Raw genomic sequence first — 23,941 nt, forward strand, 5'->3', positions numbered from 1 at the left:
CAAAAATCGCCCCAACTCCGCCGGATTCGGCCCGCCATTTATTGACTCGCCCGTCCTAACTGCTATGTCTCTGCCGCTTTCATTCGATGGTCTTGGAGGCTCGAGGCCATCCCCCGACACCCGGAGCTTGCGGAAAAGCCATGACCTCTCCCGAACAAAACGACCGGATGGCGAATGCGATCCGTTTCCTCGCCATGGACGCCGTTGAAAAGGCGAATTCCGGCCACCCCGGCATGCCGATGGGCATGGCCGACGTGGCAACGGTTCTGTTCACCAAATATCTGCGCTTCGACCCGAAGAAGCCGCACTGGCCGAACCGCGACCGCTTCGTGCTGTCGGCCGGCCACGGCTCGATGCTGCTCTACTCGCTGCTCTATTTGACCGGTTATCCCGATATGACGGTCGAGGACCTGAAGCAGTTCCGCCAGATCGGCTCGAAGACCGCCGGCCATCCGGAATACGGCCATGCGACCGGCATCGAAACCACCACGGGGCCGCTCGGCCAGGGTATCGCCAACGCCGTCGGCATGGCGATCGCCGAGCGCAAGCTGCGCGAGGAGTTCGGTGCGGACCTGCAGGACCATTACACCTACGTCATCAATGGCGACGGCTGCTTGATGGAAGGTATCAGCCATGAGGCGATCGCTCTTGCCGGCCACCTGAAGCTCAACAAGCTGATCCTCTTCTGGGACAATAATTCGATCACCATCGACGGTGCCGTTTCGCTGTCGGATTCGACCGACCAGATCGCCCGCTTCAAGGCTGTCCACTGGAACACCATCGAGATCGACGGCCACGATCAGGCCGCCATCGCCGATGCGATCGAAGCCGCTCACAAGTCGGACCGCCCGACTTTCATCGCCTGCAAGACGGTCATCGGCTTCGGCGCGCCGAACAAGGCCGGCAGCCACAAGGTTCATGGCAGCCCGCTCGGCGCCGATGAAATCGCCGCCACCCGCAAGGCTTTGAACTGGGATTATGAGCCCTTCGTCGTCCCTTCCGACGTTCTCGAGGCTTGGCGTGCTGCCGGCACCCGCTCCGACAATATCGTCAAGGCATGGGAAGAAACTCTTTCCAAATCGCCGGCCAGAGCGGAATTCACCCGCCGTATGGCAGGCGAGCTGCCGGAAGGCTTCGACGCGGCGATCACCGACTACAAGAAGAAACTCGCCGAGACCAAGCCGACCGTCGCCACCCGCAAGGCATCCGAAGATGCGCTCGAAATCATCAACGGCTTCCTCCCGGAGACGCTCGGCGGCTCCGCCGACCTGACGCCGTCGAACAACACCAAGACCAGCCAGATGGTCTCCATCACCCCGACGGATTTCAAGGGCCGTTACATGCACTGGGGCATCCGCGAGCACGGCATGGCATCTGCCATGAACGGCATCTCGCTGCACGGCGGCCTCATTCCCTACGGCGGCGGCTTCATGATTTTCTCGGATTATTGCCGCCCGCCGATCCGCCTCTCGGCGCTGATGGGCATTCGTGTCATCCACGTCCTGACGCATGACTCGATCGGCGTTGGCGAAGACGGCCCGACCCACCAGCCGGTCGAGCAGATCGCCGGTCTGCGTGCCGTTCCGAACCTGCAGGTCTTCCGTCCGGCCGACGCCGTCGAGACGGCGGAATGCTGGCAGATCGCCATCAAGAGCAAGAACCGTCCGTCCGCGCTGGCTCTCACCCGCCAGAACCTTACGACCGTCCGTACCGAGTATAATGAGAAGAACCTCTGCGAACTCGGCGCCTATACGCTCGCCGGCAAAGCCGATGCCAAGGTGACGATCTTCGCTTCCGGCTCGGAGGTCGAAATCGCCGTCGCCGCCCGCGCGACCCTCGAAGCCAAGGGTGTTTCGGTGCGCGTCGTGTCGGTGCCCTGCACAGAACTGTTCTTCGAGCAGCCGGACGCCTATCGCAAGGATGTTCTCGGCAACTCGCCGGTCAAGATCGCCGTCGAAGCCGCCGTGCGCGAAGGCTGGGACGCGTTCATCGGACCGGAAGGCAGCTTCATCGGCATGAAGGGCTTCGGCGCCTCCGGTCCGGTCAAGGACGTCTACAAGCATTTCGGCATCACTGCCGACGCTGTCGTTGCGGCTGCGGAAGCAAAGCTTTAAAGAGAGCGCCTTGAGGCGCTCTCCATCTCCTCAATTCCAGGCCCTCTCCATCGGGCCCTATTCTATCGGGAGTGAATGAACATGACAGTCAAGGTTGCCATCAATGGTTTCGGCCGCATCGGCCGTAACGTCCTCCGCGCGATCGTCGAATCCGGCCGCACCGACATTGAAGTCGTCGCCATCAATGACCTCGGCCCGGTCGAGACCAACGCCCACCTGCTGCGCTACGACTCGATCCACGGGAAGTTCCCGGCAAACGTCAAGGTCGAAGGTGACACCATCACCGTCGGCAACGGCAAGCCGATCAAGGTCACGGCGATCAAGGATCCGGCAACGCTGCCGCACCGCGAACTCGGCGTCGACATTGCCATGGAATGCACCGGCATCTTCACCGCCCGCGACAAGGCCGCCGCCCATCTGACGGCCGGCGCCAAGCGCGTCATCGTCTCGGCTCCTGCCGACGGCGCCGACCTGACCGTCGTCTACGGCGTCAACCATGACCAGCTCACCAAGGAGCACATGGTCATCTCCAACGCCTCCTGCACCACCAACTGCCTGGTTCCTGTCGTCAAGGTTCTCGACGACGCCGTCGGCATCGACCACGGCTTCATGACGACCATCCACTCCTATACCGGCGACCAGCCGACGCTCGACACGATGCACAAGGACCTGTATCGCGCCCGCGCCGCTGCCCTCTCCATGATCCCGACCTCGACGGGCGCCGCCAAGGCCGTCGGCCTCGTGCTGCCGCACCTCAAGGGCAAGCTCGACGGCACCTCGATCCGCGTTCCGACCCCGAACGTTTCGGTCGTCGACTTCAAGTTCGTTGCGAAGAAGGCGACCACCGTGGGCGAAATCAACGAAGCCATCAAGGCCGCCTCCAATGGCGCCCTGAAGGGCATCCTCGGCTACACCGACGAGCCGCTTGTTTCCCGCGACTTCAACCACGACAGCCATTCCTCGATCTTTGCGACCGATCAGACCAAGGTCATGGAAGGCAACTTCGTGCGCGTCCTCTCCTGGTACGACAACGAGTGGGGCTTCTCCAGCCGCATGTCCGACACGGCCGTCGCTTTCGCCGAGCTCATCTGAGAGCCTGACGATCAAACATTCGCAAGCGGCCCGGGAAACCGGGCCGTTTTGTTATAGTCACTGCGCCGGATCGATTGTAATATCTGACATGGCGCACCAAGCCCTGAACGGCATCGCCGCCGGGGAGATAGAGAGAGATCGATGGACTACTTTACCGTTGAGATCGCCGGCCGCGCCATTGCCAGCTTTCGCTCGAAAAACCATGAGGAGGCGACGCATTTCTTCGAGGCGGAAGATTTTCGAGACGATCTGACCATCCTGGAGTACGAGGGCAAGCCGCTGTGGGACCGCAAAGGGGCGCTGAGCCTGCGGAAGGCGACCGCAGAGGAAGCCAGCGAAGTCGAGCACGCCTACGAATTCGATGACGATCCGCAACGGACCATCGACGACGAATTCGTCGTCTTCCTGGTTCCGGTCGAGGATCTGACCGATGAGGGCGATGACACCGAAGACTGACCCGCGATCTGCTTCGTTTCCGCTTTGAAAGCCGCTTCGAAGCGACGGGGCCGCAGGGGTGGAATCGCGGTTGGCAATCCGCTGACCAAACGTGATAGATTGAAAAATGCAGAGCGCTGCAGAATGGCTGAAATGATCCAAGCGGAGGCGATCAATGGCAGAGGCGCAAAAACGCTTGTCCCGCACCACCCTCAAGCGGCGGCAGCGGTTTCATCCCAAGCGGGACGTTCGGCCTGCCGTGTTGGCAAAGGCTGATCGGCTGGTGATCCGTGTGGCGGCGGCCATCGGCCTCTCGTTTCTCGCCGTCATCATACTTCAGGCAGCGTTGGGATAGCGCCGATCCGCGGCGGCAATCCTTCTTCCCGTCATCGGACGAGACGAACAGTCCGCGTCAACGAAGGTGCGTGCCCTATCCTGTCGCGGTTGCAGATGCCGGCAGGAAAAATCGATCTTCCTGCCTTTCGCCCTGCTCTTGCCTGATTTTCCTATACATTCTTTATAGAGAATTTCTCCGGTAGCATTTCCGTGTCGGTCGCCGTCCGGCGGCCGTTCAGCAGCATGATGCAGCACGAGACGAGGTTAAGCCGCAAGGCCTACCCTTCTCTGCCGTTTTGCCGTTTACTGATGGATCGACGCGCGTGCCGGAGGGTGGAAGTAGACGGATCGGCCAGGGGTGGCCGTATCCGTGAAGCAGTCGACGGAAAGGGGCGGGCATGGAAGCTTTCTACATCGTGGTGCTGGTTGCGACCGCGCTCGTGCTTCTGGCCGCTTTTTCGAGCCTGCTCGCCTTCCGCTTCGGCGCGCCGCTGCTGCTGCTGTTCCTGTTGATCGGGCTTGCCGCCGGCGTCGATGGCCTCGGCATCGAGTTCAGCAACAACTACCTCGCCTATATTCTCGGCTCCATCGCGCTGGCCGTCATCCTGTTCGATTCCGGCTTCGGCACGCCAATGCAGGCCTTTCGGCTCGCGGCGGTGCCTTCTCTCACGCTCGCCTCGGTCGGCGTGCTGATCACCGCCTCGCTCTTTGCCGTCGCCGCCATGTGGCTGTTGAACTTCACCTGGCTGGAAGGCCTGCTGCTCGGCTCGATTGTCGCATCGACGGATGCCGCCGCCGTCTTCTTCCTGTTGCGCATCGGCGGCATCAATATCCGTGACAAGGTGCGCTCGACGCTCGAAGTCGAATCCGGCACCAACGATCCGATGGCGATCTTTCTCACCATCGCCCTCGTCGAAGTGCTGGCGAGCGGCGAGCGTTACGCCGGCATCAACATCGGCATGCTCGCCATGTTCGTGCAGCAGATGGGGCTCGGCGTCATCCTCGGCCTGCTCGGCGGCATGATGATCGTCCTGATCGTCAGCAGGCTCGACACCGATCGCGGCCTAACGCCAATCTTCGTGCTGGCGCTCGCCCTTCTTGTCTTCTCCTTTGCCGGCGCGGTCGGCGGCAGCGGCTTTCTCGCCGTCTACGTCGCCGGCATCTATGCCGGAAACCGCAAGATGCAGGCGATCGGCACCATCAAGCGTTTCCAGGACGGCATGACCTGGCTCGCGCAGATCATCATGTTCCTGGTGCTCGGCCTGCTCGCCACCCCTTCGCAGTTTCCTGTCATCATCGTGCCGGCCATCCTGCTTGCCCTCTTCCTGATCTTCGTCGCCCGGCCGCTCGCCGTCTGGCTGTCGCTGCTTCCCTTCGACTACACGCAGCAAGAAATCGGTTTCGTCGCCTGGGTCGGTCTGCGCGGCGCCGTTTCCATCCTGCTCGCCATCATGCCGATCCTCGGGCGGCTGGAAAATGGCCAGATCTTTTTCAACACGGCCTTCATCATCGTGCTGGTCTCCCTGCTGGTGCAGGGCTGGACGATCAAACCCGTCGCCAAGAAGCTCGGCCTGATCATTCCGCCACGCATCGGCGCCGTCGATAAGGTCGAGGTCGACCTGCCGGGTGCCGCCAACCACGAACTGCTTTCCTATCGCGTGATCAAGGATAGTCCGGTGCTGCGCGGCGAACGCATTCCGCGCTGGGCAACCCCCTCGCTCGTCATCCGCGACGGCAAATCGATGCGCTACCAATATGCCGGGCGGCTGCGCGAGAATGATCTCGTCTATCTCTTCATCGTGCCAAGCTATTCGCGCCTGCTGGACCGGCTCTTCGCCAGCCGTGCGCCCGTGGACGAAGACGATGCCGAATTCTTCGGTGCCTTCGCGCTTTCGCCTGCTCGCCCCGCCGCCGATCTCGACGCCGCCTACGGTCCCGGCCTGCTCAACGAATCCGAAAAAGGCCTGACGATCGCCGAATTGATGCGGCAGCGCCTCGGTGGAAAGGCCGATTATGCCGACCGCGTCCGCCTCGGCTCGATCATTCTCATCGTCCGCGATCTCGACGAGCACGACCACGTCACCTCGGTCGGCATGTCGCTTGAAGCGGTCGAACCGGCAATCACGCTGCCGATCTTCATCAATCTCAAGGACATCATTCAGCGCATTCGCGACCGCATCAAGGGACGCCGAAGCCGCGAAGCGGCAACCTCCGACGGTGCGGCGAAAGCTTCGGCCGGAGGCGACGAAGCCAGACGCGAAAACGGCCGTTGAACGCCTTGCGTCTGAAATGATCCTTGCTATGGTCGGCGCAACTTCCGCCAACCAAGACTGGATCCTCCCCATGCCCGCATTCAAGACCCTCGACGATCTTTCCGACATCAGCGGCAAGCGCGTGCTCGTCCGCGTCGACCTCAACGTTCCGGTCAAGGATGGCAAGGTCACCGATACGACGCGCATCGAGCGTGTGGCGCCGACGATCCTCGAATTGTCCGACAAGGGCGCCAAGGTGATCCTGCTCGCCCATTTCGGCCGGCCGAAGGATGGCCCTTCGCCGGATCTGTCGCTGTCGCTGATCGCCCCTTCCGTCGAGGAAGTGCTCGATCACGCCGTGGCGACGGCCTCCGACTGCATCGGCGAGGCCGCCGCCTCCGCCGTCGCCGCGATGAATGGCGGTGATATCCTGCTTCTGGAAAACACCCGCTTCCACAAGGGCGAAGAAAAAAACGACCCCGACTTCACCAAGGCGCTTGCCGCCAACGGCGATATTTATGTCAACGACGCCTTTTCCGCCGCCCACCGCGCCCATGCCTCGACCGAGGGTCTTGCCCATCACCTGCCCGCCTATGCCGGCCGCACCATGCAGGCCGAACTGGAAGCGCTGGAAAAGGGGCTCGGCGCCCCGGCCCGCCCGGTGGTCGCAATTGTCGGCGGCGCCAAGGTTTCGACCAAGATCGACCTCCTGATGAACCTCGTAAAGAAGGTCGACGCCCTCGTCATCGGCGGCGGCATGGCCAACACCTTTATCGCCGCCCGCGGCACCAATGTCGGCAAGTCGCTCTGCGAGCATGATCTTGCCGAGACGGCCAAGCAGATCATGATCGAGGCGGCGACCGCCGGCTGCGCCATCATCCTCCCGGAGGACGGCGTCGTTGCGCGCGAATTCAAGGCGGGGGCCGCCAACGAGACGGTCGATATCAACGTCATTCCCGCCGATGCCATGGTGCTCGACGTCGGCCCGAAATCGGTCGAGGCGATCAACACCTGGATCGAGCGCGCCGCAACGCTCGTCTGGAACGGTCCGCTCGGCGCCTTCGAAATCGAGCCCTTCGACGCCGCAACGGTCGCTGCCGCGAAATACGCCGCGCAGCGCACTATAGCCGGAAAGCTCACCTCGGTTGCCGGTGGCGGCGACACCGTCTCGGCGCTCAACCATGCCGGCGTTGCCGACGACTTCACCTATGTCTCGACCGCCGGCGGCGCCTTCCTCGAATGGATGGAAGGCAAGGAACTTCCCGGCGTAGCCGTCCTCAGCGCCGCCGGCTAAGACCGAGTGCCTTGGCGCGAAAAACGCATGCGGTGTCGCACTTGCAATAGACGGTGCGGCGCCGCAAACGCAATTTTGCAGGTTTTACATGTGGATAGACCGCGGTGGCGAGAACCCTTCTGCGGTCTTTTGCTCAAGAGTTGAAAATATTCCCATTTTTTCAAACGATTGAATTGATTTCAATCGTTTCAATGACTTAGCCTTCCATTTTCCTCCCTATAAACTTCTGTTATCGCCGTCCTATATTCTTAAACCGCCGATGTTTAACGCTGTGGAGAGATCGAATGAGCGAACAACTGGAAGACATTGCAGTGCAGATGGTTGCGGGCGGCCGGGGACTGCTTGCGGCTGACGAATCGACCTCCACCATCAAGAAGCGTTTCGACACGATCAATCTCGAATCGACCGAGACGAGCCGCCGCGACTACCGCGAGATGCTCTTCCGCTCCGATGAGGCGATGAAGAAGTATATCTCCGGCGTCATCCTTTTCGAAGAGACGCTCTACCAAAAGGCCGCCGACGGCACGCCTTTCGTCGACATCATCCGCGCAGCCGGTTCCATTCCCGGCATCAAGGTCGATACCGGCGCCAAGCCGATGGCCAAATTCCCCGGCGAAACCATCACCGAAGGCCTCGACGGCCTCGGCGAACGCCTTGCCAAATATTATGAAGCCGGCGCCCGTTTCGCCAAGTGGCGCGGCGTCATCGCCATCTCCTCGACGCTACCGACCCGCGGCTCGGTTCGCGCCAACGCTCAGGCGCTCGCCCGCTATGCCGCTCTCTGCCAGGAAGCCAAGATCGTGCCGATCGTCGAGCCGGAATGCCTGATGGACGGCAAGCCGGGTGACCACAATATCGACCGCTGCGCCGAAGTGACTGAATCAACTCTGCGCATCGTTTTCGAGGAACTGGCCGAAGCTCGCGTCAGCCTCGAAGGGATGATCCTGAAGCCGAACATGGTCATCGACGGCAAGAACGCCCGCAAGGCATCGGTCGAAGAAGTTGCCGTGCGCACCGTCCAGGTGCTGAAGCGCACGGTTCCGTCTGCGGTTCCCGGCATCGCCTTCCTTTCCGGCGGCCAGACCACGGAAGAGGCGACCGCCCATCTTTCCGCCATCAACGCCACCGCCGACCTGCCCTGGCTTGTCACCTTCTCCTACGGCCGCGCCCTGCAGGACAGCGCCCTCAAGGCCTGGAACGGCAAGCCGGAGAATATCGCCGCCGGCCAGCGCGAATTCACCCACCGCGCCGAGATGAACAGCCTCGCCGCCAAGGGCAGCTGGAAGAAAGACCTGGAACAGGCCGCCTGATTTTGGACTTGGATTTGAGGCGGGAGCAGCAGCCATTGCCGCTCCCGTCAATCCTCTCGCGACTCGCCGTGGCTGGTTTCCCGTGACGGGCACAGGAATGAGGAGGCTGGAGAGGAGCCGTTCTCCCCATGGACACCGGGGAAGTTGCGTGGACAATAAATGCGGCCGCGTAAGACGCTTGCCCTCTCATTTGTCACGGCGACAAGAAACCGCTTCATCCCCTTAAGAACCATGCTTACTCATAGCGGCCCGCCACTACAGGAGCCGCTATGGACACCATTTCCTACGTCACCGTCGATGTCTTCACCTCCACGCGTTTCGAGGGCAATCCGCTTGCCGTGATCTGCGATGCGCGCGGCCTGAGCGATGTGGCGATGCAGAGGATCGCCACCGAGTTCAACTATTCCGAAGTCACCTTCGTTCTGCCGCCGGAAGATCCGCGGAATTCGGCCCGCGTGCGCATCTTCACCCCGACGATGGAAATCCCCTTCGCCGGCCATCCGAATGTCGGCACCGCCTACGTGCTCGGCCAGCAGGCGGAACTCTTCGGCAGGCCGGTCGGCGAGACGTTGCGCTTCGAGGAAAGGGCCGGCATCGTCGAAGTCGACCTGAAACGCAACGGCGGACAGATTGAAGCCGCTGCCATCCGCGCGCCGCAGCCGTTGACGATCGGCGAAACCATTACCGAGGAAACCGTCGCCCATTGCATCTCGCTCGATCCGGGCGTCATCGTCGCCACTACTCACGCGCCGGTCTTTGCCTCGGTCGGCCTGAACTTCGCCGTCGCCGAATTGAAGGGACTCGAAGCCCTGGCCGCCGCCCGCCCGAACCTGGCCGGATTTCAGGCAGCCGCAGGCCGCCAGACGACGAGCGGTCACGACTTCTCGCTCTTTGTCTATGCCAGGTCGGCCGAGAATCCATGGAATATTCGCGGCCGCATGTTCGCGCCCCTCGACAACGTGCCCGAGGATCCGGCAACCGGCAGCGCTTCGGCCGCCCTCGGCGCCTATCTCGTCTCGCTTGCGCCGGCGGCCGATATGAATGTCCGCATCACCATCGAACAAGGCGTCGAAATGGGCCGCCGCAGTATCATTGCCCTCGATGTCGCGAAATCCGGCGGGATCGTCACCGATGTCGTCGTCTCCGGAAGATGCGTTGCCGTCATGCGCGGAGAAATCATCCTGCAAGGCTGATGATCCGGGCTACATCAGGAAATCGCGCGACAGCAGCGCCAGCGCCCAGACGCCGAAAGCGATGAGCGCGATCTTCCAGAAATCCATGCGCCGCCGGAGGCCGGGAAAGCCGAGCGGCTTGATCACTTGTATCGCCATGGCAAGGATGAGCAGCAAGGCTATCAGCTTTGTCATGCTTTATTTTTTCCATTTTTCGGAATGTCACAGGACGGACATTTTTCCGCGCGAACAAGAGGGCCTCGACACGCCGTAAAGATATTCCGGGGCACAATCAATCATCTTGAGGCTGGCCAGACGCAGGTCTTGCCTTATGTCCGTTTACAATCGCTGAGACCGAGTCTGGGGAAATGAAGAGAAATCTGTTGTCCGTCGCCGCGTTGCTCTTTGGCACGCTCTTCCTTTTCATGGGCAACGGCCTGCAGGGCATCCTGCTCCCCGTGCGTGGCAATCTCGAAGGCTATGCAACGACGACGCTCGGCCTGCTTGGCACCTCGTGGGCGGCTGGCTTCGTCATCGGCTGCCTGGTGGCGCCGAAATTGGTGCGCCGCGTCGGCCATGTTCGTGCCTTCTCCGGCTTCATCTCGATTATCGCCATCATAGCGCTGGTGAGCGGCATCATCATCCATCCGGTCTGGTGGGTGGTCCTGCGCGCCGTCACCGGCTTCTCCACCGCCGGCACATCGATGATCATCGAAAGCTGGCTGAACGAGCGCGCCAGCAACGAGAGCCGCGGTGCGATCTTCTCGCTCTATATCGGCATCACATTGCTCGGCGTCGTCGGCGGTCAGATGATGATCCCTCTCGAGGATGTACGCACCCCGGTGCTGTTCATGATCTGCGGCATCTTCTATTGCATCGCCATGCTGCCGACCACGCTTTCGACCGCCGCCTCGCCGCAGCCGCTGAAGGCTGTACGCCTCGATCTGCCGGCGCTTTACCGCAATTCGCCCGTCTCCTGCCTCGGTATCTTGCTCGTCGGCATCGCCAACGGCGCCTATGGCACGCTGGGCGCCGTCTTCGGCGCCGGCGCCGGCCTTTCCGATACCAGCATCGCCGTCATGATGAGCGCCACCATCTTCGCCGGCGCCATGATGCAGCTGCCGGCCGGCCGACTCTCCGATCGTATCGACCGGCGTTACGTGCTCGCCGCCATGTCGGCGATCGCCGCCTTCGCCGGCCTGCTGATCTTCATGCTCCACCCGACATCGCCCGCCTTGCTGATCGGGCTGGTTGTCCTGTACGGCGCGGTGGCCAATACGCTCTACCCAATTGCCGTCGCTCACGCGAACGACTTCGCGGCATCGGAGGATTTCGTTAAGGTCTCCGGCGGCCTGCTGCTGCTCTACGGCATCGGGACCGTCATCGGCCCTACGCTCGGCGGCCCCGTGATGTCGGCGATCACCCCGCACGCGCTTTTCCTGGTCACTGCCGTCGCCCATGTGCTGATTACCGGGTATGCCATTATCAGAAGCCGGATCCGCGCTGCCGTCCCGGCCAGCGACCGCGATGCCTATACGACAATCCCGACCGGCACATCGCCGATGCTGACGCCGGAAAGCATGTCGCTGGCCGATCGCGGCACCGGCAAGTCTCCCGAAAGCGGCGATCCTGCTGTAAAGTTCGGATAGGCGTCCCGCAAGACTGCGCTGCGGACTTTTCCGTGCCTCATGAACGGGACGCTCAGGACAGGGGTGGGTTAGGCCGGATCGGCCTAAATTTCCCTTCCGTATCGCCCGTATTTTTCGCCATCATGCTGCCTGCAGCAAAAGGAGGAGAACCGATGAGCTATATCGATGACGACCGGCCGCAGCAGAAAACCGCCCATGAGATCGGCGCCGATCTCTCGATGCTTTCAGTGGACGAGCTGAAGGCGCGGGTCGAGCTGCTGAAGACCGAGATCATCCGCCTGGAGGCCGAGGCTACTCGCAAGGCCTCCGGACGACAGGCGGCGGAAAGCTTCTTCCGATCATGACCCGGCAAAAGCGTCAAAAAACAAGACCATGGCTAGAAAATGAGCCAACCTCAAGTCTTCATTCGGCACAATGTTAATATAATATTAAGCTTTATAAGGTATTACTATATTCATCCAGATTTCCTCTGGGTCTCAGACAGTTTTCCATGCGGTGAATTGGTCTGATTTTTCTCCCTGTTTTACCTTGAGAGCCGCTTTTGCGGCTCTTCTTTTTGCTGCGGCCGGCGCATTTCCATGAAACTGTGGAGATTAACCCTTTCTTAAGAAACGGCTTGCGCATTTGCGCTAATGATACCATCTTAAAGTCATAAAGACCGGACGCGGAAACTTTTCCGTCAACCCCGGCGTTACCTGACCATAAGTAGCTGCGTGCAACAGGGACTATTGCGATGTCGGAAGTTGGATTGAACACGATCAGTTTTGCGGGCCGCGCGGCTGCATCCTCGCAATTCAAGGCGCTTTATGCCGAAGGCATGTCGCTGGTCGAAGAGACCGCCGCCTATCTCGACGGCCAGGGCCGCGCAGCCTCCAAGGTTCTGCCGCGCATGGCGTCCGTGCTCTACGCCGCGGAATCGATGCGGCTGACCACCCGCCTGATGCAGATGGCCTCCTGGCTGCTGCTGCAGCGCGCGGTCAACAACGGCGAGATGTCCCGCGATCAGGTATTGGCCGAGAAGAACAAGGTTCGCCTCGACGGCTTCAACGTCGACCGCGCCGCGCCGGGCTGGGGTGATCTGCCGGAATCCTTCCGCGACCTCGTCGAGCGCTCGCTGCGCCTGCAGAACCGCATCGCCCTGCTCGACCGCGAAATCTATCGCCCGGCCGAAGCGGTGATCGTCCATGACAATCAGAACAGCGTCCAGGCGCAGCTTTCTCTACTTCAGACGGCCTTCGGCAACAACTGAGCGGATCTGAGAGAATTCCATTTCAAACCGGCTGCGCACAGCGCAGCCGGTTTTTTATTGCCGGGTAACCCCGCCCCTCGCAAACGCAAAAAAAGCCCGGCAGAACCGGGCTCTCTTCGAATTCCGTCGAGCAGAAGCGATTAGAGGCCGAGGCCGCCGAAACGCTTGTTGAACTTGGAAACGCGGCCACCACGGTCCATGAGCTGCTGGTTGCCGCCGGTCCAGGCCGGGTGCGACTTGGAATCGATTTCGAGGTTCATGACAGCGCCTTCCGATCCCCAGGTCGAGCGGGTTTCGTATTCGGTGCCATCGGTCATGACTACCTTGATCATGTGATAGTCGGGATGGATGCCTGCCTTCATAACAATCTTCCTGCGATACCGGAGTTCAAATTGCCGCATGCAGTTGCGGCCACCGAACCGATTGAATAAATGAAGCCGCAGTCGTGATGGCTACGGCTTCCCATTAGGATGGCGTGCCTATACATGAAGGACGCCGGGATAACAAGAGCCAACAGGCCGCATTAGCGGGTCCTCGCGGCGATCGGAGATGATTTGGCAGAACAGGCACAGGCTGTGGAAAACAAAAGGCGGTCGCTGCATCCGCTTGGGCGGCTAGCGCCTTACCTCATGCGCTATCGCGGCATGGTGGCCGGAGCGCTCGTTTCCCTGGCGCTTGCTGCCATCACCTCACTGGCGCTGCCTCTCGCCGTGCGCCGCATGATCGACCACGGCTTCACCCAGTCCGACGGCCGCTTCATCAACAGCTACTTCGCCATGCTGATGGTCATGGCCATCGTGCTCGCGATTGCCAGCGCGCTGCGCTACTATTTCGTCATTACCATCGGCGAGCGCATCGTCGCCGACCTTCGCCGCGACGTCTTTGCCCATGTAACGCGGCTGTCGCCCTCCTTCTTCGACGTCAACCAGTCCGGCGAAATCGTCTCGCGGCTGACGGCCGACACGACGCAGATCAAGTCCGCCGTCGGCGCCACCGCCTCGGTGGCGCTCAGGAATCTCATCCTCTGTCTAGGCGCCATGGGCATGATGGTCGTCACCTCGCCGAAACTTTCGAGCCTCGTCATCGGAGCAATCCCGCTGATCGTCTTCCCGCTCGTCGCCTTCGGCCGCTCGGTGCGCAGGCGTTCCCGCGCCGCCCAGGAGACCCTTGCCGAAGCTTCCACCTTCGCCAACGAGACGATCGCCGCGACCCGCACGGTTCAGGCCTTCAACGGCGAGGACGCCGCAGCGACGCGTTACGGCGGCGCCGTTGAATCGGCCTATGAGGCCGCCCGCGCCGCCATCCGCTCGCGCGCCTTGCTGACCGGCATCGCCATCACGCTGATCTTCGGCAGCGTTGTCGCCGTGCTCTGGGTCGGCGCCCACAGCGTCCTTGCCGGCACGCTTTCGGCCGGCACGCTCGGTCAGTTCCTGCTCTACGCCGTCATCGCCGCCGGGTCGCTCGGCGCGCTGTCCGAGGTGTGGGGCGAGCTCTCGCAGGCGGCCGGCGCTGCCGACCGGCTGACCGAGCTTCTTGACGAGGTCTCCCCGATCGCCGCCCCCGCCAGCCCGGAAGCCCTGCCCTCGCCCAGCCGTGGTCGCGTCGAATTTTCCGGCGTGCATTTCGCCTATCCCTCGCGCCCCGGCAAATCGGCCTTGCATGGCTTGAGCTTTGCGATCGCGCCCGGCGAAACCGTCGCCATCGTCGGCCCGTCAGGCGCCGGCAAGAGCACCGTCTTCTCGCTGCTGCTGCGCTTTTACGACCCGCAGCAGGGCTCCGTCACCATCGACGGCGTCGACGCCCGGCTGACGACACCGGACGAATTGCGCCAGCGCATCGCCATCGTGCCGCAGGACGTCACCATCTTCGCCGCTTCGATCCACGCCAACATCGCCTTCGGCCGGCCCGGCGCCTCGCCCGATGAGGTTCGCGCTGCGGCGATTGCCGCCCAGGCCGACGAATTCATCGCCCGGCTGGACAAGGGCTACGAGACCGAGGTCGGTGAACGCGGCGTCACCCTCTCAGGCGGCCAGCGCCAGCGCATCGCCATCGCCCGCGCCATCCTGAAGAACGCGCCCCTGCTGCTGCTCGACGAGGCCACCTCGGCGCTCGATGCCGAAAGCGAGACGCTGGTACAGAAGGCGCTCGACGGCCTGGTCGATGGCCGCACGACACTCGTCATCGCCCATCGTCTGGCAACCGTGCTGAAAGCCGACCGCATTCTGGTCATGGACCAGGGCCGCGTCATCGAGGAAGGTACGCATCAGAGCCTGATCCGCCAAGGCGGCATCTACGCCCGCCTCGCGCGGCTGCAATTCGATGCCGCCAACGAGGACGTGCTCGCCCCGGCGAAATAGCCGGCGCTTTTCCTTCAACCCGCGACGAAAGTCTGAAAACCCTGCCGCCTCCTGCGGTTGTCTTTCGCATCTTCCGCCCTACCCTCTTCATGCCCTGGGTAGGGGATGACTGTTGAAATCCTTGGGAGGAGATAGGAATGGCGCTTTCCAACATGAAGCGACGGACGAGCCTTGCGCTCGGCTTCGGCGTGCTTGCGGCTCTTGCGCTCGGCGCGTCTGCCGGCGCTGCGGATTTTCCCGATCGTGCGATCACCATGGTCGTGCCCTTCGCGGCCGGCGGCTCGACCGATGTCGTCGCCCGTATCGTCGCGCAGAAGATGTCGGAAGATCTCGGCCAGCAGGTGATCGTCCAGAACGTCGCCGGAGCCGGCGGCAATCTCGGCGCCGGCAACGTCGCCCGGGCCGACCCCGATGGTTACACCATCCTGATGGGCACCGTCGCGACCCACGCGCTCAATCCGCTGATCCTCAAATCGACACCCTATGATCCCGAGAAGGATTTCGCGCCGGTTTCGCTGCTCGTCATCGTGCCGAACGTGCTCGTCGTCAATCCGGAACTGCCGGCAAAGACCGTGGCGGAACTGATCGCGCTGCTGAAGGCCGAACCCGATAAATACAGCTACGCCTCGTCGGGCAATGGCACGCCGCTGCATCTTTCCGGTGAACTGTTCAAGAGCATGGCCGGGGTCAGCATGCAGCACATCCCCTACAAGGGCGCCGGCCCGGCCTTGAACGACGTCATCGGCAATCAGGTGCCGATCATGTTCGACAACCTGCCCTCGTCGTCCAGCCACATCAAGGCGGGCACGCTGCGGGCGCTGGCGGTGACGACGGCTGCGCGCGCACCCTCCTTCCCCGACATTCCGACGATCGCGGAGTCGGGAATTCCGGGTTATGAGACCTACACCTGGAATGCTCTCTTCGCTCCGGCCAAAACGCCGAACGAGGTGGTCTTGCGCCTCAACGCCTCGGCCAAGAAGGCGCTCGCCGACCCCGCCGTCGCCGAACGCATGAAGGAATTCAGTGCCACCATTGTCGGCTCGACGCCCGAAGAACTCGCCGCCCATGTGAAGGCCGAGCTCGCCAAATGGGGGCCAGTCGTCAAGGGCGCGAACATCCAGATGGAATGACGCCTGGACGTGTGTCCGGATATCTCTTGGGCCTGCATTCGGCGAACCACAATCCAGCGCCGGGCAGCCCGATTCTCATTAAGGTAGTGGAAAAGCTTGCCATTTTGATCTAGCCTCCTCGATGCTGATGGTGCAATTCAGCGTTTCGGGAGACATCCATGTACAAATTCGAAGTCTACAAGGATAAATCAGGCGAGTTCCGTTTCCGCTTCAAGGCATCAAACGGGGAAACCATGTTCAGTTCCGAAGGCTACAAGGCGAAGGCGTCGGCCCTGAATGCCATCGAATCCATCAAGAAGAATACCTCCGGCGCCGAAATCGTCGACCAGACTAAGGCCGAAGCCTGAGCGGTACGGCATGGGCGGCGTCAAGCCGCCCTGCTTTTCTGCGCCTTTGAGCGGCGCCGGTGTCTTTGAGGCCCGCCTCACCTGCTTTGAATGTCCGCCGCGGTTTTTCCTTTCAATTATTTTTTCAAAGCATGTCGAAACGAGCGGCGATCGCGCCTCATTGTCCTGGACGGCTGAGCCGCTCCACCAGGCTAGACGGCTTTCTTCGGTCGCCTGGAGCAAAGCCAACAACGAGATCAGGAGTTTCCCATGCAATATGCTCTCATTATTCGCGAAGCCGCCGAGGATTTCGCCCGCCGCAGCGACCCGGCTTATCGGGATGGCTGGGTCGCCTACAGCAAGGCGCTAGCCCAGGCCGGGATCATGACCGGCGGCGCCGGTCTGACGGCCCCTGAAACCGGCACGATCGTGCGCCGAAAGGGCGAGGATCACGATGTCCAGGACGGTCCCTATCCGGAAGGCAAGGAACAGCTCGGGGGCTTCTATCTGATCGAGGTCGCGGACATGGACACCGCGCTCGAATGGGCGACCCGTGTTCCAATCTCCGACAAGGGTTCGGTCGAGGTGCGCCCGCGGCTGCAAATGTGAGGCATTGATGCCGCCCGACGCCGGACGCGCCGCCGAGCAGGTGGCGCGTCAGTCCTATGGCAAGCTGATCGCCTTTCTCGCGGCCCGCTCGCGGGACGTGCCGGCGGCGGAAGACGCATTGTCGGAGGCGCTGGCTTCGGCCCTGCGCGTCTGGCCGGAGCGCGGCATTCCCGATAAGCCAGAGGCCTGGCTGCTGGTGGCGGCGCGCCGCAACCTCATGCAGGCGGCCCGCCACCGGACCGTCGAGGCCAACGCACAAACGACGATATCGCTCGCCCTCGAAGAAGTGGAGGAGCGCATGAACGAGGCCGGCAATTCCGTTTTTCCCGATGAGCGGCTGAAGCTGCTGTTTGCCTGTACCCACCCTGCCATCGACAGCTCCGTGCATACGGCGCTGATGCTGCAGACGGTTCTCGGCATCGAGGCAAGAACCATCGCACGGGCCTTCGTCGTTTCGCCGCAAGCCATAAGCCAGCGGCTGGTGCGGGCCAAGGTGAAGATCCGGGATGCCGGTATTCCCTTCACTGTTCCGCCTCGCGCCACCCTGCCGGAGCGGCTGGCCGCCGTACTGTCGGCGATCTATGCCGCCTACGGCCTCGGTTGGGATGGGCTTGACGGCGAGGAGGCGCACCAGTCGCTCGCCGCCGAAGCGATCTGGCTCGGCCGGGCGCTTCTGACGGTGCTGCCGGACGAACCGGAGGCGATGGGCCTCCTCTCGCTGATGCTTCACTGCGAAGCCCGCCACAATGCCCGACGCAGCCGCGAGGATCGATATGTGCCGCTGGACGAGCAGGATACGGCAACCTGGAACGCTATCATGATCGCCGAGGCAGACGCGCTGCTGCGCAAGGCCGGGGCCCTGGAGCGTTTCGGCCCCTTTCAGTGTCAGGCGGCAATTCAATCCGTGCATGCGGCGCGCCGCCTTTCCGGAACGACCGACTGGCAGGCGCTGACGACGCTCTATGCCGCGCTGCTGGTGATGAAGCCGACGCTCGGCGCACGCGTCGCCGAAGCGGCGGTGATCGGCAGGGCATCAAGCGCCGCCGAAGGCCTCGTCCGGCTCAACAGGATCGATCCACGCGCCATCGCGGCCTATCAACCCTACTGGGCCGTGCGTGCCTTTCTTCTGGCACGGGCCGGCGACAATACCGCCGCGGCTGACGCTTATGTAACGGCGATCGGCCTCAGCGACAGTCCCGCCGTTCGCGCCTTTCTCGCCGACAGGCTCGAGGAGTCGCGGAGGACACTATCAAGCTGATTATTTTTCGGTCAGCTTCAGCTCGATGCGACGGTTGGTAGCGCGCGCATCCGGCGCATCGCCGGGTGCGATCGGCTGGAACTCGCCGAAGCCGGCGGCAACGAGCCGGTCGGCCGGCACGCCTTGACTGATCAGGAACTTGACGACCGATGTCGCGCGCGCCGAGGAAAGCTCCCAGTTGTCGCGATAGCGGCCCGTTCCGGCAAGCGGCACATTGTCGGTATGACCGTCGACACGCAGCACCCAGTTGATCTCAGGCGGAATTTCCTTGGCGAGGTCGAGCAGAGCGGCGGCAAGCTTCGCCATCTCCGTCTGGCCCTCCGGGTTGAGATCGGCGCCGCCCGAGGGAAACAGCACCTCCGACTGGAAAACGAAGCGGTCGCCGACGATGCGGATATTCTCGCGGTCCGAAAGGATCTCGCGCAAGCGGCCGAAGAAGTCGGAGCGGTAACGGTTCAGCTCCTGCACGCGGGCGGCGAGCGCAACGTTGAGACGGCTGCCGAGATCGGCGATCTTGGTCTGCGAGACCCGATCCTTATCCTCCGAGGCCTGAAGGGCTGCTTCGACGGCGGCGATCTGGCTGCGAAGCGCTGCGATCTGCTGGTTCAACAGTTCGACCTGGCTGAGGGCCCGTTGGCTCACCTGCTTCTGCTCGTCGAGCTCCTGCGTCATCGCGCCGATCCGCTTTTGAGCGGCATCCTGGCCGCCCGACCCGGCGTTCAGCAGCGCCTGCAGCCGCGAGCGCTCGCCTTCGGCATTGGCAAGCGAAGCCTGCAAATTGGCGACCGAGTCCTGCAGATCCTGGTTGCTGCCCTTTTCGAGCGCCAGAAGCTGCGTGAGCTCGTTGATCTGGCTGTTGAGGCGATTGAGCACCTCGTCTCGCCCGGTGATCTCGCGGCTGAGAATGAACTGCCCGACGACGAAGACCGTCAGCACGAACATGATCGAGATGAGCAGCGTCGACAGGGCATCGACGAAACCCGGCCAATAGTCGACCGTGCGTTCGCGGCGGCGGTTGCGGGCAAGAGCCATGGCTTACTTGCCCTCGCTCTTCTCTGTGTGGCTTGCGCGTTCGCGGTGGCGTTCGGCTTTCTCACCGGCCCGCTCCTGCTGGCCGATGCGTTCGGCCAGCCGGTCGAGCGTGCGGCGCATTGCCTTGGCCTCATCCTGCTGCGCCTCGATCCAGTCGCGCAGCATCTGCTGCTCGTTGCGCATGTTCTTGACGAGTCCCTGGATGCCTTCGGCAAGGCTCGCCATGGCGGCGACCGAGCGCTGGCTGCCGACACCGCCCTCTTCGGAGGCCTTGCGCAGATATTCGGAAAGCGCACGCATGTCCTCCGAGGACGAGCCGGATACGGCATCGAGCGCCGGCGCAAGATCGGAACCGACATCGGTAACGGAGGAGAGCCAATTCTCCAGCTCCATGTAGAAGCGGTTCTGCGCGCGGCCAGCCTGCAGGTCGAGGAAGCCGAGAATGAGCGAACCGGAAAGGCCGAGCAGTGAGGACGAGAAGGCCTGCCCCATGCCCGAAAGCGGCGTGGACAGCCCCTCCTTCAGTGCCGAAAGCACGTCCCCCGTGCCGTTCGAGCCAGCATCGAGCGACTGGATGACACCGCTGATTGAACCGATCGTGCCGATGAGGCCCCAGAACGTGCCGAGCAGGCCGAGGAAGACCAGGAGGCCAATCAGGTAGCGCGAGACGTCGCGCGATTCGTCGAGGCGGGTCGCGATCGAATCCAGGATCGAACGCAGCGCCGTCGTCGATAGCGCCAACGAGGTCTTGCGATTGCCGATCAGTGCCCGCATCGGAGCCAAAAGCCGCGGATTGCGGTTGACCTTGTCGGCGCTGCCGGCGGCACGGAAGGAGTTGAACCAGCGCACTTCGGGGCGAAGCGCCAGCACGTGATTGAATACAAGGATGATGCCGACCGCGAGAACACCGACGATCAGGCCGTTGAGGCCGGGATTGTGCATGAAGGCGGTCTGCGCCTGCCGGAAGAGGATGGCAGCAATGAACCCGACGATGACGAGGAAAAGCAGCATCGTCCAGAGGAAGGGCATTGGGCTCGAAAGCCGGTAGGCATAACCGCCGGGCTTCTTTTCGGTGGAGCCGATCTCCGCCACATTTACATTTTCCATAGGTTCAGCAGCCTCCGAACTCATTGCTGGCGGAGACTAGAGCAACATTGTGCCGAATTGAAGTATCCGGAGGCGAAAACCGTGACTTTACAACAGCCGCGTTTTCCCTCGCCTACTTGGCAGGAATCGGTCGTTTGATGACCTCGATCAGCGCCTTGTGAATGTGTTCGTTGCCGGCGACGATCGCGCCACCCTCCAGAATGGCCGCTCCGCCGTCCCAATCGCTGGCAAAGCCACCGGCTTCGCGGATGAGCAGGATACCCGCCGCCATGTCCCAGGGTGCAAGCTCAGCTTCCCAGAAACCATCGAAACGTCCGGCGGCGACATAGGCGAGATCAAGCGTCGGCGAGCCCAGACGGCGAATGCCCGCCACTTCGCCCATCACGTGACGAAGCTCGACCAGGAATTTGCCGTGATTGCGCTTGCCGAGCGCCGGCACGCCGCAGCCGATGACGCAATCTGATAGCACGCGGCGCGCAGCGACGCGCAGGCGCCGGTCGTTGAGGAAGGCGCCGCCGCCGCGCTCGGCAGTATAGAGTTCGTCGGTCGCCGGATTGAACACGACGGCCGCGACGATCTCGCCGTTGCGTTCGAGCGCGATCGAAACGGCGAAGGCCGGGATACCGTGCAGGAAGTTGGTGGTGCCGTCGAGCGGATCGACGATCCAGCGATGCGCGCCGTCGGTGCCCTTGATCTCCTCACTCTCCTCACCGAGGAAACCATAAGTCGGGCGCGCCTTGAGCAGTTCTTCCCGAACGATCTTTTCGGCCTTGCGGTCGGCGGCGGAAACGAAGTCGCCCGGTCCCTTCACCGAAACCTGCAGGTTTTGCACTTCGCCGAAATCACGCCCCAGCGATTTTCCTGCCTTGAGGGCAGCCTGAACCATGACATTGAGAAGAGCTGAACGGGCCATCGGCGCATTTCCTTGGGACTGATACGGGACGCGCGCTGCCAGGGGCGGGAAATGTCCCTGAACATGCATGACAGGCAGCGCTGCAAAGATTGGCGGCCTCAAGACCACAAAACCACGGAAATTTCAAGAGGAGGGGCGCAAGGCAGCCTGCGGGCCTGGAGACCAGGCATATATTCAGGCCGGATCGCCTCAAAACGGGTCTCAGAATTTCTGCTGCGTCAACATCACTTCGCGAGCGATCTGATCGAGCGGCAAGACGCGGTCGACGCCGCCTTTGGCGATCGCCTCCTTCGGCATCCCGAAAACAATCGAGCTCGCCTCGTCCTGCGCCACCGTGTAGGCGCCGGCCTGATGCATTTCCAGCATGCCGCGCGCGCCGTCGTCGCCCATGCCGGTCATGATGATCCCCATGGCATTCGAGCCGGCGCACCGCGCCGCCGAGCGAAAGAGCACGTCGACGGAAGGCCGGTGGCGCGACACCAGCGGCCCGGTCTTGACGCTGACATGATAGCGCGCGCCCTGGCGTTCAAGCAGCGTGTGCTTGTCGCCAGGCGCGATCAGCACATGCCCGCGCAGCACCGGGTCGCCGTCGACCGCCTCCTTGACCTCGACCTCGCAGAGTCCGTTCAGCCGCTTGGCAAAGGCGTCGGTGAATTTTTCCGGCATGTGCTGGACGATCACCATGCCCGGCGCATTGGCCGGCAATTCCTCCAGAAATTCACGCAGCGCCTCCGTGCCGCCGGTGGAGGCGCCGACGCAGACGACCATCTCGGTCGTCTTCGCCATCGCCCGTCCTGTCGGCGGCGGCAGCATCGCATCCGCAGTCAGCTTCTTGGCCGGTCCGTTGGCCGAAGCCGAGCGCACGGTTCCGGCGGCGCGGCGGACGGTGGGAAGCCGTGCATGCGAGGCGCTCTTGACGATTTCGCGAATGCGTATCGCATCATCGGAAAGGCTGTCGGCGGCGCCGATCTTCGATTTCAGAATGACGTCGACGGCACCGGCCTCCAGCGCCTGGATCAGCGTTTGCGAACCCGCTTCCGTCAGCGACGAGCACATCACGACAGGGATTGGCCGCTGCGCCATCAGCTTGCGCAGGAAAGTGATGCCGTCCATGCGCGGCATCTCAACGTCGAGCGTGATGACGTCGGGAACCTCCTCCTGCAGCTTGCGCGCCGCCACGAACGGATCGGAGGCAACCGCCATGATCTCGATATCGGGATCCTGCTCCAGCACATGCGTCAGCGTCTGACGGATGCTGGCGGAGTCGTCGATGATGAGAACGCGGATTTTCTTACGCATGAATGCTCCTCAAGCAATTCCGGGCAACAGTGCGTGAGCGGTTTTGCCGGAAAAGCGCCGACGCTTTCCCTGGGAATTGCGTGCAGACACAGAGATAGGGCATTTTCGTGATTCTGTGAAAATCGGACATTCTCTAGATACGCTGGAACACCGTATTCGACACCTGTTTTAGCGGCAGATCGAAGCCGGTGATCGACTCGGAGTGGCCGATGAACATATAGCCGCCCTTCGCCAGGCAATCACAGAGGCGGTTGAGGACACCGGCCTGGGTCTGCTTGTCGAAGTAGATCAGTACGTTGCGGCAGAAGATAATGTTCATCAGGTCGCCGACCGGATATTTCTCGTCCATCAGGTTCATCCGGGCAAAGCCCACCCTGCTGCGCAGTTTCGGCGTGATGCGCACTTCCCTGCGGCCTAGTTGCTTGGCGACCAGCACATATTTGCGCTGCAGATCGCGCGGCACGGGCGCGATCAGGTCTTCCGGATAAATGCCCCGGCGCGCCGTCTGCAGCACGTCGGTGGAAAGGTCGGTGGCCAGCACGCTGTAGGAGACGTCGTTGCGACCTTCCGCGAATTCCGCCAGCACCATCGCCATCGTATAGGGTTCGGCCCCCGTCGAGCAGGCCGAGCTCCAGGTGCGGATCGTGCGGACGCCGCTATTGGCGATTGCCGGCAGCGCCACCGTCTGCATGTAATCGAAATGCTTGGCTTCCCGGAAGAAGTCGGTTTTGTTGGTCGTCACCACGTCGATGAGGTAGACGGTTTCCTGGGCAAGGCCATCTTGGTTGAACAGGAAGTCGCAATAATCGTCGAAGGTGGCATGATTGGTTGCCCGAAGCCGGCGCCTCAGCCGCCCCTCGAGCATCGTCAGTTTGGTCGGCGGCATCTTGATGCCGCTATACTCGTAGATGAACCGGGCAAGCCTGTCGAAATTGCGCTTGCTGATCCGGTCGCCCGGCAATTGGCTTTCCACCGCTGCTACCATGCTCATAAGACGCAGTACTCCG

At 62.4% G+C, this 23,941-nt stretch carries 23 protein-coding genes; 16 read left to right on the plus strand and 7 right to left on the minus strand.

What is annotated here, in order from left to right; genetic code table 11:
• Positions 1-140: 140 nt before the first annotated feature.
• From tkt to J2J99_RS18560, 8 genes are all read left to right on the plus strand, one after another.
• On the plus strand, positions 141-2,114 hold the full coding sequence (gene tkt, locus J2J99_RS18525; protein ID WP_168296080.1) for a transketolase: 1,974 nt from the start codon (positions 141-143) through the stop codon (positions 2,112-2,114).
• 81 nt (positions 2,115-2,195) lie between these two features.
• The gene (gap, locus tag J2J99_RS18530; RefSeq protein WP_168296079.1) at positions 2,196-3,206 is read left to right on the plus strand and encodes a type I glyceraldehyde-3-phosphate dehydrogenase; all 1,011 of its coding nucleotides are present in this window, start codon (positions 2,196-2,198) and stop codon (positions 3,204-3,206) included.
• Between the two features lie 141 nt (positions 3,207-3,347).
• Positions 3,348-3,662 carry a hypothetical protein gene (locus tag J2J99_RS18535; protein WP_168296078.1) on the plus strand — a complete coding sequence of 105 codons (315 nt, stop codon included), beginning with the start codon at positions 3,348-3,350 and terminating at the stop codon, positions 3,660-3,662.
• A gap of 154 nt (positions 3,663-3,816) precedes the next feature.
• A complete protein-coding gene (locus J2J99_RS18540; protein ID WP_168296077.1) occupies positions 3,817-3,996 on the plus strand; it encodes a hypothetical protein in 180 nt (59 codons plus the stop codon).
• A 379-nt stretch (positions 3,997-4,375) separates the two neighbouring features.
• Positions 4,376-6,250, plus strand: a complete 1,875-nt coding sequence (locus J2J99_RS18545) for a potassium/proton antiporter (protein ID WP_168296076.1) — start codon at positions 4,376-4,378, stop codon at positions 6,248-6,250.
• A 70-nt stretch (positions 6,251-6,320) separates the two neighbouring features.
• Positions 6,321-7,523, plus strand: coding sequence for a phosphoglycerate kinase (locus tag J2J99_RS18550; RefSeq protein WP_205918744.1), 1,203 nt, complete (start codon positions 6,321-6,323; stop codon positions 7,521-7,523).
• Positions 7,524-7,807: 284 nt separating this feature from the next.
• Positions 7,808-8,833 carry a class I fructose-bisphosphate aldolase gene (locus tag J2J99_RS18555; protein WP_168296074.1) on the plus strand — a complete coding sequence of 342 codons (1,026 nt, stop codon included), beginning with the start codon at positions 7,808-7,810 and terminating at the stop codon, positions 8,831-8,833.
• Positions 8,834-9,102: 269 nt separating this feature from the next.
• Complete coding sequence (locus tag J2J99_RS18560; RefSeq protein ID WP_168296073.1) at positions 9,103-10,026, plus strand: PhzF family phenazine biosynthesis protein; 924 nt, start codon at positions 9,103-9,105, stop codon at positions 10,024-10,026.
• A gap of 9 nt (positions 10,027-10,035) precedes the next feature.
• Here the strand turns inward: J2J99_RS18560 and J2J99_RS18565 are convergent, their stop codons facing one another.
• Positions 10,036-10,200, minus strand: coding sequence for a hypothetical protein (locus J2J99_RS18565; RefSeq protein ID WP_012485131.1), 165 nt, complete (start codon positions 10,198-10,200; stop codon positions 10,036-10,038).
• 173 nt (positions 10,201-10,373) lie between these two features.
• Here J2J99_RS18565 and J2J99_RS18570 point away from each other — a divergent pair, with 173 nt between their 5' ends.
• From J2J99_RS18570 to rcdA, 3 genes are all read left to right on the plus strand, one after another.
• Complete coding sequence (locus tag J2J99_RS18570) at positions 10,374-11,654, plus strand: MFS transporter (RefSeq protein ID WP_168296072.1); 1,281 nt, start codon at positions 10,374-10,376, stop codon at positions 11,652-11,654.
• A 152-nt stretch (positions 11,655-11,806) separates the two neighbouring features.
• Entirely contained in the window at positions 11,807-11,998 is a 192-nt protein-coding gene (locus tag J2J99_RS18575; protein ID WP_168296071.1) for a DUF1192 domain-containing protein, read from the plus strand.
• 389 nt (positions 11,999-12,387) lie between these two features.
• Positions 12,388-12,903, plus strand: coding sequence for a protease adaptor protein RcdA (gene rcdA / locus J2J99_RS18580; protein WP_004679442.1), 516 nt, complete (start codon positions 12,388-12,390; stop codon positions 12,901-12,903).
• A 140-nt stretch (positions 12,904-13,043) separates the two neighbouring features.
• On the opposite strand, the gene rpmE is transcribed toward rcdA, so the two are convergent.
• Positions 13,044-13,265 carry a 50S ribosomal protein L31 gene (rpmE, locus tag J2J99_RS18585; RefSeq protein ID WP_003566413.1) on the minus strand — a complete coding sequence of 74 codons (222 nt, stop codon included), beginning with the start codon at positions 13,263-13,265 and terminating at the stop codon, positions 13,044-13,046.
• 192 nt (positions 13,266-13,457) lie between these two features.
• On the opposite strand from rpmE, the gene J2J99_RS18590 reads away from it, so the two are divergent.
• From J2J99_RS18590 to J2J99_RS18610, 5 genes are all read left to right on the plus strand, one after another.
• Complete coding sequence (locus tag J2J99_RS18590; RefSeq protein ID WP_207600933.1) at positions 13,458-15,260, plus strand: ABC transporter transmembrane domain-containing protein; 1,803 nt, start codon at positions 13,458-13,460, stop codon at positions 15,258-15,260.
• 137 nt (positions 15,261-15,397) lie between these two features.
• Complete coding sequence (locus J2J99_RS18595) at positions 15,398-16,390, plus strand: Bug family tripartite tricarboxylate transporter substrate binding protein (protein WP_168296070.1); 993 nt, start codon at positions 15,398-15,400, stop codon at positions 16,388-16,390.
• 158 nt (positions 16,391-16,548) lie between these two features.
• Positions 16,549-16,737 (plus strand): YegP family protein, encoded by a 189-nt coding sequence (locus tag J2J99_RS18600; protein WP_064694384.1) that lies wholly within the window; start codon positions 16,549-16,551, stop codon positions 16,735-16,737.
• Positions 16,738-16,986: 249 nt separating this feature from the next.
• The gene (locus J2J99_RS18605) at positions 16,987-17,325 is read left to right on the plus strand and encodes a YciI family protein (protein WP_168296069.1); all 339 of its coding nucleotides are present in this window, start codon (positions 16,987-16,989) and stop codon (positions 17,323-17,325) included.
• Positions 17,326-17,332: 7 nt separating this feature from the next.
• Positions 17,333-18,583, plus strand: a complete 1,251-nt coding sequence (locus tag J2J99_RS18610) for an RNA polymerase sigma factor (protein WP_168296068.1) — start codon at positions 17,333-17,335, stop codon at positions 18,581-18,583.
• Here the strand turns inward: J2J99_RS18610 and J2J99_RS18615 are convergent, their stop codons facing one another.
• The 5 genes from J2J99_RS18615 to J2J99_RS18635 all read right to left on the minus strand — a co-directional run bounded on the left by J2J99_RS18615 (position 18,584) and on the right by J2J99_RS18635 (position 23,925).
• Complete coding sequence (locus J2J99_RS18615) at positions 18,584-19,615, minus strand: peptidoglycan -binding protein (protein WP_168296067.1); 1,032 nt, start codon at positions 19,613-19,615, stop codon at positions 18,584-18,586. It lies immediately after the preceding gene.
• A 3-nt stretch (positions 19,616-19,618) separates the two neighbouring features.
• Positions 19,619-20,722: a MotA/TolQ/ExbB proton channel family protein gene (locus J2J99_RS18620; RefSeq protein ID WP_168296066.1), complete on the minus strand. Its 1,104-nt coding sequence runs from the start codon at positions 20,720-20,722 to the stop codon at positions 19,619-19,621.
• A gap of 112 nt (positions 20,723-20,834) precedes the next feature.
• Entirely contained in the window at positions 20,835-21,635 is an 801-nt protein-coding gene (locus J2J99_RS18625) for an inositol monophosphatase family protein (RefSeq protein WP_012485142.1), read from the minus strand.
• A gap of 201 nt (positions 21,636-21,836) precedes the next feature.
• The gene (locus tag J2J99_RS18630; RefSeq protein ID WP_168296065.1) at positions 21,837-22,934 is read right to left on the minus strand and encodes a protein-glutamate methylesterase/protein-glutamine glutaminase; all 1,098 of its coding nucleotides are present in this window, start codon (positions 22,932-22,934) and stop codon (positions 21,837-21,839) included.
• A 133-nt stretch (positions 22,935-23,067) separates the two neighbouring features.
• Entirely contained in the window at positions 23,068-23,925 is an 858-nt protein-coding gene (locus tag J2J99_RS18635) for a CheR family methyltransferase (protein WP_168296064.1), read from the minus strand.
• Between the last annotated feature and the right edge of the window lie 16 nt (positions 23,926-23,941).

This window comes from Rhizobium binae, from assembly GCF_017357225.1.
In the GTDB taxonomy this organism is placed as follows: domain Bacteria; phylum Pseudomonadota; class Alphaproteobacteria; order Rhizobiales; family Rhizobiaceae; genus Rhizobium; species Rhizobium binae.